Genomic DNA, 15,870 nt, shown 5'->3' on the forward strand with positions numbered 1-15,870 from the left:
TTTTTTTCTGCAAATATTTGACACTGAGAAAAGAAAGGAAAAAAAGCATGTTTACACTTAATTGTATTTCACTTATTGACGAGCCATTAGTAGAAACATACATGAACAAATTCACTCGTTTAGGTTACTGCGTAACAGCAAGTAATTCTTTTTCAGAAATAGAGCAAGAAAAAAATGTGGATGGATTTGTTATTTTTGAAGAGAATTTAAGCAATATCAGTGAAATTTGCAAATGTATGATTGAGTGGAAAAAACAATCAGAAGCATTGATTTGGATCATTCTTTCAGGACAAGAGCCTTTCACGAAAATGATTTACCTGCAGGTAGGTGCGGATGCTGTATTCACTTACGAGTCAGAAATTGAAGAAAATATTTTGACTATATCGAATGCGCTTAAAAGATATAAATCTGCTAAGAAGCTTCGACAAGTAAAACAGTCGGTGGAAGACAATAAGTTACTTAGACTGAATTCGATGAATCTCAGTGCCATCATTGATGGCTCAAAAGAAGTTCCTTTGACCAGAATAGAGTATAAGATCATGGAATTGCTGATGCAAAATCCTAACATCGCTATTTCTTATCAAGAGATTTGCAAGGAAATCTGGGATAGTGAATGCGATCAAAATAAGTTTCGTGTATCGAATGTCATCTTTCATTTAAGAAAAAAATTGGAAGATAATCCAATTGAGCCAAGATTCATAAAGACGATTCGCTCAAAAGGGTATCTGATAAATGTGTAACCTGCTTTGAATTTCGTCTGAGTAAAAAGGCTGCTCATGAAAATTTAAGTTTTGAGGAAGGAGCGTGTATGAAATGGGAACAATAGGGATTGTAAACATAACGGGAGAACTCGATGAAGAATACATAAAATTATTAAAACAGGAAGATTATCAGGTTATATCAATTGAACCGGAAACCAATATAAATACTGTTTCGAAGAAAATTGATGGGGTAATTATTTTTGATGAGGAGCAAAAAAATGTTGGAGAGACATGTAATTTGATTCTAAAAATCAAAAATGCTTCGATTCCGTTTGTATGGACTTTTTCAAGAGAAATTCCAGAAGTGAATCGTTTAGTTTACTTGCAACTCGGGGCTATAGGGAATTTTCATACGGAATGTGAACCAGAGGAGATGAGGCTGATTATTCGAAATACGATGATGAGTCGGAATAACACTAGCACTATAGTTGAAAAGAGTGAAATATCAGATGTAAAAAAAGCAGATTTTGAACTTTTGATCGATAACCGAAGTGTAGTGATTAATGGAGATAATGAGGTCAGTCTCACGAGACTAGAGTACCAACTGTTGGACTTGCTTTTTAGAAGAGAAAGAAAAGCGGTCACCTACGAAGAAATCCATGAGGAAATCTGGGGACAAAAGAAACCATTTTCCCGAGCGCGTATTGCCAATCTCATGTTTCATCTAAGACAAAAAATGGAAATTAATCCACTTCGTCCAAACTATATAAGAACAGTTCGCTCGAAGGGATATATGCTCGACTTAGGGAGTTCCTCAGAAAAGTAATATAGAATTTCATTTCCTGAAATGGCTGGATCAAACACACTATGAAATCTAATGATCTTGTTCCTTTGAAGGGAATTGAAATAGATGTATCTTTATCAATCGGTAAGATACACAAATATTGAGGAAAGGAGGAGAAAAATGAAGCGAATCAAAAGATATTCTGTTTTTGTTGTACTTGCTTTTTTATTGAGTGTGGTTGCTTATCTATCGTTGAACAAAGGCACAATTCATGCATCGGAAGATAAGTATTCGATAAGCGTCGGTGCTATGAAAGATGAAGTAAATCCGATAATGATAGAACTTAAAAATGTGGAAGATGAAATGTTTATTGTTGATTTCCAACATACAGACCCTGTTTCAGAGGAAGCGTTACTAGCAAGTGTCAATAAGGATTTTAGTGGAAAGGTCACCGTTACTGATTTAGACGAAGGACAGAAGCAAGTAACGGTTACTGACGGAAATGGACAAGAAAGTCTAATTTTTAGTCTGAATGTTGGTGGGTATGGTGACAGCAGGATTGTGTTGAAAGATATGAAGAATAACATTTTGTCACAGGCAGCTTATTCCTTTGATGACAAATTGGTTGCCCCTCCAACACAAACATTAACTGCTTATCGGACAAATGAGCGGATAGCATTAAGAAACTCTAAGTCTCATGATCTTCCAACTCAAGATGAAATTGATGCAGCAAATGATGCAGCAAACGCACGATTTGGTTTTGATCCTACAGTAAAAATAGCTACTGTTTCTAACTGGTTGGATTTTTACACAGCCTATAATACAGCAGATGTCACTAAAATTGTCCTATTAAATAATATTCAAAAGGATACATCTGGTTCATCAAATCTGAATGCCCGTTCCACATCAATTGAAATTGATGGACAAGGATATACCTTAAATCTTTCTAGAGGAACAACCGGAACGACAGAAACGCTAGAATTAGCTGATAACGGAACAGCGTTTTTTCATATGCATGATATAAAGATAACGCAATATATCAGTCGTGGCTCATTAGCAGCAGGTGGTGATACAGATGCGTTTATCGGTGGTACGGGAGGCTATGCTTCTCGTGAGGTTCTATCTGGTAGAGCTAATTTTGCGTTCCGTTTTGGAAATGTGACAACGATTACTGAAAGTAAGGGATCATCCGGATCTAATTGGGGAATTCATCGTTTATTAAGAGCGGGTAGAGCTGAAGTAACGATGTATGGAGATAATTCCATTGAATCTGCCTCAGAAAATTTTTATCTGGGTAGCTTAATTGTTGAAGAAAAGACACGGTATTTTGGAGAAATATATAGCAACAATTACTCCGTTGTTTGGTATAGAACAAGTGCTACCTATTCCAGTTCAAATGCAACAGATACTGGAGCGTCTGAAGAAGCAACTATGAAGAAGAATAGTTTTGTTTACTTGAAAAATACAAATGCAAGTTCTTATCGTTATCCAGGATTATATGCAAATGTGAAGGACATTGTTTTGGAAGAAGGCTCTACTTACTCGACCAATTTCCCAGGTAATGCAGTTTCACTTTATCGTGAGGGAGCATCTCTTAGGATCAAAAATGGAGCGACTGGTAACTTCTTAACTTATGAAAATTCAGCAGTTATTCAGTTTGCAAATAAAGACACAAATGTAACTGTTGAACCAGGTGGAAATATCTATGTATCTGGAAATGTGGATAATGGTACTTCAGCAACTTCCAGCAACTCTAGCTCTCGTCTAGGATTGATAGACTTTGTTGGATCAGATTATACACAAGAAGGTCAAGCTCCATATTCTAATATTGCATCAAATACGACGAATAATCGAACCTTTATTATGAATAGTCCTGGGTCCTATGACTTTAATAACAAGTTTAATAATACAGCGAATTACCGTTCCAGGGTATTGGAGCTACAGGATGACAGAGGGTTAAAATTTGAGATTACCGATACAGATGTAGATATTTGGAATACTAATATTTTATCCACTAGCCCATCCAGCTTTTCTTATTCAAAAGTTGCTAGTTTTAGCATTGAAGGAGCTAGTTCTAGTAAGATAAGTAGTTCGAATAGTGCGCTACAGGCAAACTTTACCTCACCGAATAATTTCCGAAGAATTTCTGGGTTTAATGTTCCGCCAACAATCGAATGGTTTCCAGTAACAGATGCTGATAAAGGGTATAAAGTTCGTATTTTAGTTGGGAATATGCCAGATAGTTTTGACAGTGTTTCAGGAGAGATTATTTATGTACCTGTGTATGCCGGAGTTGATCAAGTGCAAGTAACCTTTACAGATTCTAGAGGTAATACGGTTGGACCAATCGGAACCGATGCTAATGGCTATGTAGAAGTAACCAATGCAGATGGAGATTTTAATTTAGCTGATCAAGATATTAAAGCCAGTGCGGTTCGTGGTCCTTGGGTAAGTGAACTTACAACGAATGTGATCGATATCACACCGCCCGAGCCGGCAGAGCTCATAGCAGGAAAAATAACGAACGCAACCAAGCAATTGATTGCTGAAAATCTTGAAGCCAATGCAAAGGTATTCTTAACTATTTCGGGAACAACAGCGAACGCCGGGACGCTTGTCCCTGCTGGAACGGTTGGCGCTGACGGAAAATGGACACATAATTTGTCTGAATATCTAAATAGTGGTGATAGTGTAACGATTTATCTACAAGATAATGCCGGAGAAGCTGTAGCTGGTTCGAATGACACACACGAATTACTTCCAGCTGCACCCTCAACAAACAGCGTAAATGGAAATATCAATCCTTATCCAAACGATTTAAATTATCGTGACGCAACATTTAAAAAAGCAGCAAATTATGTCGTTGAAGATGTCATTCCTGATGACCCGAGTCTTACAAAGTCAGTTATTTCCAGTGGTGGCACAACCACATCTGTTGGTGATACTTTAACGTATACATTAACAGGCAGAAATAACAAAGCTGATTCTGAGGATTGGGGGGATGTTGTGTTAGAAGATACACTGCCGGAAGGTCTGGATTTTGATGCGAATAATCATGGGATCACGATCAAAAAAGTGAATGCTCTCGGAGTGGAAACTGAGGTTCCTCTTGAGACAGATTCCTTTGAGTACAATACAACAACACGTCTCTTAAAAATCAAAGTCGGAAATGTTCCTACCATGAATGGCTTTATTGCAACATTCAAGGTTACTGTAAACAATAGCAAGATTGGTCAAGATATTGAGAATTCAGCCGATGCAAAAGGTTTTTCACCACAAGAGGATAAAAGTCCTTTTGTACCTGGACCGATCGATCCGACTGGGCCGTTTAAGCCAATTAATGTAACAACAGCTAATCCTGTTGGAGTACCTGGTGGAGTGATTCACGGAATATTGAAATTAACTTCCGCACCAAAAGTAATCAACTTCAAAGAACATGCAGTTACAATGAAGGATACCCGTGTGGAAGAACCGGAATTGAGTGCTCCGTTGACTGTTTCAGACAATCGGGGTAATCGAGAGAGTTGGACACTCACAGCTACCTTGACAAAGGAAATGGCCCATGCAAATGATTCATCCAAGGTTTTAAGTGATGCAATCAAGTTCAATAATGGATCAACAGAAAAAGAACTGGATGGATTTGCGACAGTAATCAAGACACACACACACGATAGCGCTGGAGATTATGTCGTAAGTAATGACTGGAGTTCGGGGGGGACAGGAATCAAGCTGGAAGTGCCAGTAGGTTCTGTTAAGAAACTTGGACAATATCAGGCAGAAATCACTTGGCATTTAGGTGACACGCCTTAAACATGGGGAGGAGAAACATGAAAAACAACATCATTCATCTGATTCGACTCTCCATGCTCCTGTTGCTGACTACCGCTTTTACAGCTGGTGCACCAACCAGTATTGCGGCAGAGAACGGTGGAGCAGTCCAAACCAATGGAGTCATTCAGTTTTATGAAGAAACAACGAGTAGTACGACAATACCCAGTACGTCTACCTCAACACCAGTCACAGAGCCGTCCTCTTCGGAGCTGCCAGTCACAAAACCTACTGGGAAATATCCTTCTACAGGAGAATTAGTGAAGAAAAGTCTAGCTATAAGTGGTTCTGTACTCGTTGTCCTAGTACTCCTGTTCTTCTTCTGGAAGCGCAGAAAGGATGAAAAGGAGGCAGGCAGCCGATGAAACAGAAAAGATTTTCAGTAGGATTGCTTGCTCTGGTGTTCTTAGGTGTAATTTATTCTGAGACAACTGCATATGCAGATCCGAATGTCACAAATGGCGGAACTGTAGAATTCGAAGGCGACTATGGGAAAGGCGTACGGGACCCTGAAAATCCTGGAACGATTGTAGATCCCGGTCCTAGTCCGAGTATGGATAGTCCATTACGGATTGAATTTGTCCCGCAATTAGGTTTTGGTCAAAATAAGATCACAAAAGGGGATCGTCTCTATGAGGCGAATGCGCAGCTGTTCTTTGGTGATACAGAGGCTAGAGGGAATTTTATCCAAGTATCTGACTATCGGGGAACTGGTGCTGGTTGGACACTTCAGGTGCGTCAAACGACACAGTTTGAAAATCCAAATACTCTCAACAACAAATTGAAGGGTGCGGTCATTTCCTTTGATAAATCCTGGGTCAATTCGACGTGGGATCTATCAGCAGCGCCAAGTGTATCGAAGGATGTCATTCGAATAGATAATATCGGAGATACTTATACCTTGGCGGAAGCATCCGCTGGGAATGGGCAAGGTACTTGGCTGATTACATTTGGTGCCTCAGGAGAGAACACCAGTAATCAGACGAATACCCTAAGTCCTAGGCTGTCTCCCAGTGGAAAACAGATTTTGGACACATCATTTGAGAATAAGCCTATTTATAAAAACAGTGCAGTTACCTTGTCTATACCGGAGGCAACTAAAATCGATCCGGTACCTTATACTACGGTGTTAACTTGGATTTTATCTGAGTTGCCATAAATGCAACAAACAAACTTAAACACATATTTTAGGAGGAAAACACAAATGAAAAACACACACAAATTATGCGGAGCTGCCCTATTAGCAGTTATTGGTTTCGCAGTAGCAGTACCAAGTGCAACAAAGGCGGATACTTCAGTGACAGAAAAAGGAATCGTAGAATTCGAGAAAGATACAACGAAAGATACCATTACACCACCGGATACTGATGGACCAGTATTGCCTTACCCACCAGTAAACCCAGATCCAGCAGATATGAAAATCGTTGCAGTTACACCTCTGAACTTCGAAAAGCATGCAATCCTTACAGACGGAAGCAGCCAGCCTTACAACGTTAAAGCATTCAACGATGCAAGCTTCGGCGACATGGAAAACTTCGTAGAATTCAAGGATGTTCGTTCTCTTGACGAAAACACATACATTATTGAAGCAGAAATGACAAAACAATTCAAAAAAGGCAATAGCGAATTGACTGGTTCTACAATCAAATACAATAACGTACGTGTTTCTCATAACAACTCTGCAGGTGCAATTGCGCTGGCTCCAGAGAATGTCGTTACTAATCCGCCTGCACTTGAGTTGAATCAAAAGGTTACATTCTTAAATCACACAGATGGAACAACAGGTAAAGGATTTGGACAATACAAATTAGCTTTCGGTAACCGTTCAGTTGCTGCAGGGCAAGTTGGTTCACCACAACAATCTGTTGTTTTGACTGTACCAGGTACTGTTGCAAAACAAGTAGGTACGTACACAGCTGAAATTACTTGGTCAATCACTGCTGCGCCGTAAATCGCAGAGTAAATAAAAACGATAGTGAAGCAATGAGTACCCCCGATACTATCGGGGGCTCATTTCTGATTGAAGGAAGGGAATTTATCTTGAAGAAAAAATGGACAGTGTTACTTTGTTTATTATACATATGTTTAGCAACAGTTTTTGCTACAAAGGTTTACGGTGAAGAGGAGTCGGAAGTTCTTAGTGGCGGCGGCTTCAGCTTTGAAGTAATTCAGCCGGAGAATCAGCGAGACAAAAATAAGGGATACTTCGACTTGCGAATGACACCGGGGCAACAACAGACTGTACAAATCAAGCTAGTCAACCCTACAGACATAGAAACAACTCTGAGTGTGAAATTGAATGGAGCAAAAACGAATAAAAATGGTGTTATTGAGTATGGTCCAAGTACCATTGAAAAGGATGCTTCTTTAAAATATGCATTTGAAGATCTTGTTAAAGCTCCAGATGAAATCAAGATTCCGGCAAAGGGTGAGACAACATTAGATTTAGCTATCACAATGCCAGCAGAAGAATATGATGGTGTGATTACCGGCGGAATTGAGTTGCAAAATCTGAATTCAGATGCAGAAGAAAATCAAACCGGTGCAGTCATTAATAAATATGCTTATTTGATTGGAATGGTTTTGTCAGAGACGGATACCGAAGTATTACCTGATTTGACATTGAATAAGGTATATCCAGAATTGAGTAATTATCGTAATTCGATTTATGTTAATTTCTCCAATACCCAGGCAGTGATTATCAATGATATGACCGTTGATGCACAAATCACTGAAAAGGGCTCCGACGAGGTGCTCTATGATACGAAAGTCGCTTCGATGCGTATGGCGCCTAACTCACTAATCGATTTCCCTATTTCGATGCAGGGTGACCGAATGGTTCCAGGGGATTATACAGCTAGAATCGTAGTGACAACTGAAACAGATCGTTGGGAATGGACAGAGGATTTCAAAATCACAGATGACGACGCAGATAAGTTCAATGGTGAAGATTTGAGTCTACTTCAGGAACAGGGTGTTGACTGGAAACTGATTGCCACGATTGTAGGCGGAGCATTCCTTTTAGTAATTATAATTTTTGTATTGATTCGTCGTTTTAGCAACAAAGGGAAAAAGAAGAAAAAAGGTAACAAGAAGCGACCGAAGAAAAAGTGAAGAATAGATGCGGAGGATAGGTAAATGAGTGTTTTGGATTGGCTGTTTATAGGATTACTGTCAAGTGCTATCCTCTTTCTACTGTTTATGGTATTGACTGGTTTAGGTGCTATCTTGACAGGACGTAACCTAAAGAAGCTAACAAAGAAACGTGTTAAGAATAAGAAGAAACGTAAGAGGTTGAAACGAGCGGTTCAGCAACTCCGAGAAAAACGAAAACGTCAATGGGGCAACGTGTTTCTATTGTTGGTTCTAGCGATTGGCTTTGGTGGAGGGGCGTTCTATGCTCGTTATTACCAAGGTAAAACCTTGAATGAAAGAGACTCTGATGGAGTTGTCCAAGGGTATTATTTAGTGGAAGAGATTTCCGGTCAACTAGATAATATAAACGATGCAGAGAGTACAGCGAAGGTCGTTAGTAATATTAAGGAATTGTCCGGTCGTTTGGCTAGCTATGGATCACGTACGGCAAGTGGGCGATTGACACTAGAAAACCAAAGTTTGTTGAATAAACAATACAGCTACATGATGGAGCTAGGGGTCAATCTGAATGGACAAGCAGATTCCATTTTAGACAGTGAAGAGAAACTTACGGATTTTAAAGAGGATTTGAAACGAGTACAGGACCATCAACAAAAGGTTCTGAAACAATTTAAAATCAATGAAAACTCATTAAAGAAAAATGGGTAGGGACTAGGAATCGAACATGAAAAAAAATGAGAAACGAGCACGAAAAAGGGCAAGAATCTCTGAAACGGCCGAGTATCCGATTATTACTACGAAAGAAAAGAAAGCAAAAAAAAGAAAACGCAACCTGAGTAAGAAGAAGCGGATATCTTCTGTTGAGGATAGTAGGCATTCGACTAAACAAGTAGTAAGGCGGAAACGAAAGAAACGGAAAATAGGGCGTAAGAAAAAAATCAAGAAGACCTTTTTTCAATTAGGTGCTAGCCTGGTTTTGACAGCAGGTGTGGTCTACCTAATTTCCTTGTTTACCTTTACGATTCACCGAACAGAAGGGTATATGATGAATCCGGCAGCAGCTGATGGAGATGTGGTGTTTGTCAATAAACGCCAAGCGATTCGACGTTTTGACTTGGTATTGATTAAGGATGAGGAAGAGGACACTCTTTCTATTCGTCGAGTGATTGGCTTACCGTTGGAACGAGTTTTCTATAAAAATGATGAGCTCTTTATTAATGATGTATATCAAGTTGAGCGCTTCTTAGAGAAGAAGCAGTATGACAGCCATCAGATGGGGATGATACTCACGAAAGATTTCACCTTGTCTCAAGTGATTGGAGAAGAGGTAATCCCCAAAGAAGAGTATTTTGTCTTAGGCGACAACCGAATTTACGCGAGAGATAGCCGGGATTATGGGACAGTCAAAAAGTCACAGATTGTAGGCGTTGTTAAGATGCGGCTCTTCCCCTTTCATAAAATGAGTGGATTGTAATTTCTCGTCGAAAGGAGCTGTTTTAAAGTGCAGAAGAGCAAAAGAAGAAATCAAAAAGGTAGTGCCAGCAATAGACAATACGGGAGAAAGAGACACGTACAGAAACAGATATCTAAAGAGCTGCAGTCATGGTTGATCAATAGTCTGCTGGTGGTGTTTCTTGTGGGTGTTCTCTTTTTTTTATTTGCTTTTCGCAAACATACTGTTGACGGGGTTTCCATGGTTCCCTTTTTGAAAGATGGAGATCGAATTGTAGTCAAAAAAACAAAGGAAGTGGAACGATATGCATTGATTACATTTGAACCAAGGGATCAGCCAGGAGAATCGTTTGTCAAACGAGTAATGGGGCTGCCGGGGGACTTTATCAAAGTGGAGGAAAATACTCTGTACTTGAATAGTAACGACTCTTTTGAAGGACAAAAGGGATTACCTGATGGAACGTTGAAGATTACCATCGCTTCTGAAGTACAGCTGATGTTAGCTGGCAGTAGCGAAATCCCTGAAAATCACTATTTTGTTTTGGGAGACAATCGGGCAAAGTCCAATGATAGCCGCAGCTTTGGATTGATTTCGAAGGAGCAAATAGAAGGGATAGTTGTTTTTCGCTATTTTCCCTTTGCTTCAATCGGTTCACTGCGTTAAACAGTTGGCTGCGGAAATGAATGGAAATTGGAGGAGAAAAGGAGAAGTATGATCAAAAAGAGAATGAAGTTTACAAAAGAAACGGGAGTATGGCTGTTATTAGGATTCACCTTGCCAATTCTAATTCTGATAGTTGTATATGGACTGTTTGGTATTTACCCAGGCAGTACGAAGAGCATCATGGCTAGCGATTCCTTCAGTCAGCTAGGCAATTTCTTTGCTAGCTATAATACCATGTTAAAAGGAGAAGAAAGTATCTTTTATACTTGGTATGCTTCATTTGGGCTGAATTACTGGTCATTTATCTCCTATTATTTAGGGGGGATATTTACACCGTTAGTATATTTTTTTAATAACCAACAAATTCCTGAATTTCTCTATTTCCTAACGTTGTTTAAGTTTGGCTGTTCAGGATTAGCATTCTGTTATTACAGTTTGAAGACCTTCAAGCTGCCGAAGTGGGGGCATGTTGGACTAAGTATTTCTTATAGCCTGATGGGCTTTGCTTTGGCCTTTTCAGAGATGGTGATGTGGTTGGATACCTTCATTTATTTGCCATTGATCATCCTGGGGATTCATCGGATACTAGAGAAACGACAACCAACACTGTTGTTTGTTAGTTATGTCTTGTTATTTATTTCCAATTTCTATATGGCTTTCATGGCCGGGCTCTTTACGTTCCTTTATTTCTGTGCACGAGCACTATTGTTGCAAAAAGGGCAACGAAAACAGCCGATTCTTATGTATCTGACGACCTCCTTATTAGCAGGTGGGGCAGCCATGGCGATGTTGTTGCCCACCATTCTGGATTTGAAAAACAATGGGGAAGCGATGTCGAAGGTACAAACGATCTTGACCGATGGCACTGGTCCATTGGACCTGATTGCCAAGAATTTCGTAGGGGTCTATGATACGACGATGTTTGGGGCAGTCCCTTTTGTATTTGTTGGGTTACTGTCTTTGATCCTCTGTCTGTATTTCTTTGTCAGTAAACAGACCACGAAACGAGAGAAGTTGGTTTATGGCGGTTTATTCGCTGTTCTGATTCTCAGCTTCTATTTGGAGCCGCTGAATCTGTTCTGGCATGGTCTGCACACGCCGAACATGTTTCCATTTCGTTATAGCTTTAGTTTCTCCTTTCTAGTTATTGCGCTAGCTGGCTATGGCTGGGAGCGTTTGAATAAACAGGGGATTGATCGACTGCTAAACATCGTATTTGTTTTAGTGTTGCTGTTTACTGGTGTCAAATTGATTGGTTCTTACAGTGATTTGTATAACTATGTGACCTTGTTATCTTTTGGTGTGACAGTTGTTCTATGCTTTGGTTATTTAGGTCTTCTATTTTTGCAGAAGAAACGTCACACGAAATGGCTAGGACTGCTCTTTGTTCTTGTGGTCAGCGTAGAGGGCGGAGTCAACGCCTACAGTATTATTTCCGGCATCGAAGAAGAATGGTCCTATCCCACTGTTGCACGATACAATGGTTCTTATAAAGATATCAAGTCATTGGTCGATCAGACAAAGTCGGAAAACAATTTATTCTACCGTATGGAGACCTTAGATCCAGTGACGAAAAATGATAGTTTGGCTTATGGATACAGCGGAGTAGCCATGTTCTCCTCCATTCGTAATCGCCATTCGTTGTCGTATTTGCATGATCTAGGCTATCGTTCTTGGGGGACGAACTTACAAATCAACTATTTGAACAACACGTTATTAATGGATGTCATCTCAGGAATCAAATACAATCTGACCAAAGAAGATATGCATAAGTTTGGTTTCACGAAGCAAGCTGAAAGCGGGGAGTATTCTTTGTATGAAAATGAGTATGCGATGCCATTAGGTGTACTGACAGATGAGCAGGTCTATGAAGACGGTAAAGTTCGGAGTCAGACATCTCTATTCAATCAGTTAGCGGAGAAAGACGTCGAGTATTACACCTTTATGGAACCGGAATTAATTGAGTTGGACAATGTGGAGCTGGAAGAATCGGAAGGGTTGGTGACCTATCGGGCAGAGGATGAAAAGAAATATTCTGAAAAGATTGTGACATGGGAAGCTGTGATTCCAGCTGGAAAACAAGCGTACCTCAGCTTATTTCCTTATAACTATGATGATTTAGGTGGAGGAAATATTGAGTTGAAAGTGAATGGTACCAGTCAAAAGACACGAATTAACATGACGGGTCAATATTACGATCTGGGCATGTATAAGGAAGAAACAACGGTAGAATTTTCAGTGACACTTACAGGGAGTAAGGTATTCAGCTTCTTGACACCAGATATCGCTTTGTTAGATAGTAACTTGTTTGAAGAGTCTGCCAAAGCAATTCAAAAAAAAGGTGTTACTTTCAAGGTATCTGGTCGTAGAGCAAAGGCCGAGGTGGTAACCAACGAAGAGCAAGTGCTCTTTACCACAATTCCTTATGATCAAGGCTGGACAGTTTTGGTTGATGGGAAACAGTCAGAAATTCCTCGTTTCAAGGATGCCTTTTTGACGGTGAAAATTCCAATGGGAACTCATAGTATTGAGTTTGTGTATCTGCCACCAGGACTGAAGGTAGGTACAATACTAACCATTGGCAGTGTGCTGCTGTTCGGTGGATACCTGTTTGTCTTAAGCGGCCGCAAAAATGATCCATTTTATCAAGTGACAACAGGAAGTACTATCGGGAATGATCCGAAGCTGATGAAGAAAACAGCGGATAACTTGGATAGTGAAGCAAAGGAAGAGTTGATTTTGCCAGCCGAAACGCAGGAAGATAAAGCGACTCTGGACATATCAACGGCTGTAGAAGACAATGCTGCTATTTCTAAGGATTCCAGCTTTGTTCAAGAAAAGGAACCGGTAGATGCTTCAGAGGAAAGTTCATTGATGACGCGCTTCTCCTTCAGCGAGAATGATGAATTTGGGTTCGCTCTCCACACAGAAACACACTTAAAAAAAGAGCTGTCCTTGGATAGCCCCAAAGAAGATAGGCAAGAATAAGCTCTCTTTGCCGAATCAGACTATGAGACATTCACTTGTTGCGTGACATTACTACAGGTGAATGTCTTTTCCTTTCATTTTTTTCCATTTTCAAAGTGGTAAATCTTTTGATTTGCGAATAGTTTCCACTTTAAAAGTGGAAAAGAAAAATTTTAAGTTGGATTGAAAACGTTTTATAGTAAGTATAGAAGAACAAGGAGGTCATGCTATGCTGAAAGAAAATGATTTTAGTACAGAATTAGATTCTATGGCGATCATTCTGCATGCGGGAAATGCCAAAAGCAGTGCTTATGAAGCGCTGATTGAAGTGAAAAAAAACAACGATGCGTTGTTTGATGAAAAATATGCGGAAGCAAAAGAGGAAATAAAGTTGGCTCATAAGGCCCATGCAGAATTGTTACGCAAGCTGTCATCGGAAGAACGGATGAAGGAAGTAGATTTACTACTTGTACATGCGGAGGGACATCTTTCCTCGACAGATATTGCTGTGGACATGATCGGAGAATTAGGTGAATTGTATAAATGGAAGGAGACGGTAAGCAATGGATAAAGATTTCTTATGGGGCGGTGCAACAGCTTCTTATCAGTGTGAAGGTGCTTGGAATGTAGATGATAAAGTAGAATCAATGTGGGACCATTATCTTCATGAGGCAAACTTAGAAAATGGGGATATTGCCAGTGATCATTACCATCGTTATGAAGAGGACATTCGGATGATGAAAGAGGGTGGTCAGAATTCCTATCGTTTCTCATTGGCTTGGCCGAGGATCATCAAAAATAAAGCCGGAGAAAGAAATGAAAAAGGAATCGAATTTTACCATAAAGTTTTGGATGCTTGTCATAAATATGGGATCGAGCCTTTCGTTACACTCTATCATTGGGATTTACCTCAGTATTGGGAAGAAACAGGCGGTTGGCTGAACCATGAGGTGTGTGCTGCGTTTGAACACTATGCAAAAGTTTGCTATGAAAGCTTTGGCGATAAAATCACGAAATGGACGACCTTCAATGAACCAAAATGGTTTGTAGTCAACGGGTATAAAATCGGCAACTATCCGCCAGGCTATCAGGATACTCAGAAAACGATGCTTGCTGCGTACAACGTTATGTATGCGAGTGCTTTAGGTGTAAGAGCTTTTAGAGAGGGAAACTACAAGGGGCAAATCGGGATCGTTCATAGTTATACCCCTGTCAATGGAGTAGATGATACGATTGAAACCAAGATTGCGATGCGGTATGCTGACAACTATTGCAACAATTGGATTTTAGATACAGCAGCACTTGGTGAGTTTCCGATCGACCTGGTGGCTGAGTTGGCGAAGAACCATGATATCAGCTTTATGCAGGCGGACGAGTTGCAAATCATCAAGAATAATACGGTGGATTTCATTGGACTGAACTACTATTCTCGGACATTAGTCAAACCATATACTGAGGGTGAAACACAGTTGACATTCAACCATAGCGGGAAAAAAGGTGAGAGTAAGGTACTAATCAAAAACTGGTTTGAACAAGTCAAAGACCCGAACAATGAAACAACGGAATGGGATACGGAGATCTATCCGAAGGGGTTGGAAGATGGGTTGATTGAAGCATATCAACGTTACCAGCGTCCGTTATACGTGACTGAAAATGGGATCGGTGTTCGTGAAGATGTGACCGTTGATCGAGTCAACGATGATTATCGTATTTCCTTTATGAATGATCATATCAATGCAATCATGAATGCAATAGATACTGGTTGTGATATACGCGGGTATTATGCTTGGGCACCCTTTGATTTGTATTCATGGAAGAATGGTGTTGAGAAACGCTATGGCATCGTAGCTGTCGATTTTGAGAATAATCAAATTAGAAAGCCAAAAGCTTCTTATTATTGGTTTAAGGAAATCATTGAAAGCCAAGGGGCATTGATCAAGCGTCGTCCGTTCAATTAATAGTGATGCGATCGGCAAGGATCTCTTGTGAGATGTTGAAATAGAAAAGTTGGTGTGAGGAGCAATCGTTCCTCTCAGCCGGCTTATAAGGATCAATTTCACCAAAATAGAAAAGGAGCGGAAAGAAAATGAAAAAAATCATGTTAGTGTGTAACGCAGGAATGTCTACAGGGATTCTTGCAAAGAAAATAGAAGCAGCTTCAGAAAATTCAGTAAAAGTCAGTGCTTATAGTGAATCTGAATACAAGGATTATCTATCTGATGTTGATTTGGTCTTGATCGGACCACAGATTCGCTTTCTGCTTCCGCAGATCGAAGCAGCAGTGAATGTACCTGTGCAGGCAATTTCTCCAGTGAAATATGGCATGATGGATGGCAAGGGTGTTTATGAAGATATCAAAAGCTTGATAGGAGGATAAA

14 protein-coding genes are annotated in these 15,870 nt (G+C 40.0%); all 14 read left to right on the top strand.

Annotated features, from left to right (window positions below):
• The first annotated feature begins 47 nt into the window (after positions 1-47).
• The gene (locus A5888_RS16660) at positions 48-740 is read left to right on the top strand and encodes a winged helix-turn-helix domain-containing protein (RefSeq protein ID WP_339101739.1); all 693 of its coding nucleotides are present in this window, start codon (positions 48-50) and stop codon (positions 738-740) included.
• A 73-nt stretch (positions 741-813) separates the two neighbouring features.
• Positions 814-1,527, top strand: coding sequence for a winged helix-turn-helix domain-containing protein (locus tag A5888_RS16665; RefSeq protein WP_086350633.1), 714 nt, complete (start codon positions 814-816; stop codon positions 1,525-1,527).
• Positions 1,528-1,665: 138 nt separating this feature from the next.
• On the top strand, positions 1,666-5,295 hold the full coding sequence (locus A5888_RS16670; RefSeq protein WP_170924875.1) for a WxL domain-containing protein: 3,630 nt from the start codon (positions 1,666-1,668) through the stop codon (positions 5,293-5,295).
• A 17-nt stretch (positions 5,296-5,312) separates the two neighbouring features.
• Positions 5,313-5,678, top strand: a complete 366-nt coding sequence (locus A5888_RS16675) for an LPXTG cell wall anchor domain-containing protein (RefSeq protein ID WP_249274544.1) — start codon at positions 5,313-5,315, stop codon at positions 5,676-5,678.
• Positions 5,675-6,472, top strand: coding sequence for a WxL domain-containing protein (locus A5888_RS16680; RefSeq protein WP_086350635.1), 798 nt, complete (start codon positions 5,675-5,677; stop codon positions 6,470-6,472). The genes A5888_RS16675 and A5888_RS16680 overlap by 4 nt, the downstream gene beginning before the upstream one ends.
• A gap of 45 nt (positions 6,473-6,517) precedes the next feature.
• Complete coding sequence (locus A5888_RS16685; protein WP_170924876.1) at positions 6,518-7,264, top strand: WxL domain-containing protein; 747 nt, start codon at positions 6,518-6,520, stop codon at positions 7,262-7,264.
• A gap of 89 nt (positions 7,265-7,353) precedes the next feature.
• Entirely contained in the window at positions 7,354-8,427 is a 1,074-nt protein-coding gene (locus tag A5888_RS16690; RefSeq protein WP_249274545.1) for a DUF916 and DUF3324 domain-containing protein, read from the top strand.
• A 24-nt stretch (positions 8,428-8,451) separates the two neighbouring features.
• On the top strand, positions 8,452-9,117 hold the full coding sequence (locus A5888_RS16695) for a hypothetical protein (RefSeq protein ID WP_086350638.1): 666 nt from the start codon (positions 8,452-8,454) through the stop codon (positions 9,115-9,117).
• A 16-nt stretch (positions 9,118-9,133) separates the two neighbouring features.
• Positions 9,134-9,883 carry a signal peptidase I gene (gene lepB, locus A5888_RS16700; protein ID WP_086350639.1) on the top strand — a complete coding sequence of 250 codons (750 nt, stop codon included), beginning with the start codon at positions 9,134-9,136 and terminating at the stop codon, positions 9,881-9,883.
• Positions 9,884-9,910: 27 nt separating this feature from the next.
• Positions 9,911-10,525 carry a signal peptidase I gene (gene lepB / locus A5888_RS16705; RefSeq protein WP_249274547.1) on the top strand — a complete coding sequence of 205 codons (615 nt, stop codon included), beginning with the start codon at positions 9,911-9,913 and terminating at the stop codon, positions 10,523-10,525.
• A 48-nt stretch (positions 10,526-10,573) separates the two neighbouring features.
• A complete protein-coding gene (locus tag A5888_RS16710) occupies positions 10,574-13,513 on the top strand; it encodes a YfhO family protein (RefSeq protein WP_086350640.1) in 2,940 nt (979 codons plus the stop codon).
• Between the two features lie 208 nt (positions 13,514-13,721).
• The gene (locus A5888_RS16715; RefSeq protein WP_086350641.1) at positions 13,722-14,063 is read left to right on the top strand and encodes a PTS lactose/cellobiose transporter subunit IIA; all 342 of its coding nucleotides are present in this window, start codon (positions 13,722-13,724) and stop codon (positions 14,061-14,063) included.
• Complete coding sequence (locus A5888_RS16720; protein ID WP_086350642.1) at positions 14,056-15,450, top strand: glycoside hydrolase family 1 protein; 1,395 nt, start codon at positions 14,056-14,058, stop codon at positions 15,448-15,450. Before A5888_RS16715 ends, A5888_RS16720 begins: the two co-directional genes overlap by 8 nt.
• Before the next feature lie 128 nt (positions 15,451-15,578).
• Positions 15,579-15,869 carry a PTS sugar transporter subunit IIB gene (locus A5888_RS16725; RefSeq protein ID WP_086350643.1) on the top strand — a complete coding sequence of 97 codons (291 nt, stop codon included), beginning with the start codon at positions 15,579-15,581 and terminating at the stop codon, positions 15,867-15,869.
• Position 15,870: the final 1 nt, after the last annotated feature.

The organism is Enterococcus sp. 9E7_DIV0242 (genome assembly GCF_002140975.2).
GTDB lineage: Bacteria > Bacillota > Bacilli > Lactobacillales > Enterococcaceae > Enterococcus_L > Enterococcus_L clewellii.

What these genes read in the sequence shown, in the direction of transcription:
- A5888_RS16725 (WP_086350643.1), top strand. Translation starts at nt 15,579, where the DNA reads ATGAAAAAAATCATGTTAGTGTGTAACGCAGGAATGTCTACAGGGATT.
- A5888_RS16685 (WP_170924876.1), top strand. Translation starts at nt 6,518, where the DNA reads ATGAAAAACACACACAAATTATGCGGAGCTGCCCTATTAGCAGTTATT.
- A5888_RS16675 (WP_249274544.1), top strand. Translation starts at nt 5,313, where the DNA reads ATGAAAAACAACATCATTCATCTGATTCGACTCTCCATGCTCCTGTTG.
- A5888_RS16720 (WP_086350642.1), top strand. Translation starts at nt 14,056, where the DNA reads ATGGATAAAGATTTCTTATGGGGCGGTGCAACAGCTTCTTATCAGTGT.
- lepB (WP_086350639.1), top strand. Translation starts at nt 9,134, where the DNA reads ATGAAAAAAAATGAGAAACGAGCACGAAAAAGGGCAAGAATCTCTGAA.
- A5888_RS16680 (WP_086350635.1), top strand. Translation starts at nt 5,675, where the DNA reads ATGAAACAGAAAAGATTTTCAGTAGGATTGCTTGCTCTGGTGTTCTTA.
- A5888_RS16715 (WP_086350641.1), top strand. Translation starts at nt 13,722, where the DNA reads ATGCTGAAAGAAAATGATTTTAGTACAGAATTAGATTCTATGGCGATC.
- A5888_RS16670 (WP_170924875.1), top strand. Translation starts at nt 1,666, where the DNA reads ATGAAGCGAATCAAAAGATATTCTGTTTTTGTTGTACTTGCTTTTTTA.
- A5888_RS16695 (WP_086350638.1), top strand. Translation starts at nt 8,452, where the DNA reads ATGAGTGTTTTGGATTGGCTGTTTATAGGATTACTGTCAAGTGCTATC.
- A5888_RS16665 (WP_086350633.1), top strand. Translation starts at nt 814, where the DNA reads ATGGGAACAATAGGGATTGTAAACATAACGGGAGAACTCGATGAAGAA.
- A5888_RS16660 (WP_339101739.1), top strand. Translation starts at nt 48, where the DNA reads ATGTTTACACTTAATTGTATTTCACTTATTGACGAGCCATTAGTAGAA.
- A5888_RS16710 (WP_086350640.1), top strand. Translation starts at nt 10,574, where the DNA reads ATGATCAAAAAGAGAATGAAGTTTACAAAAGAAACGGGAGTATGGCTG.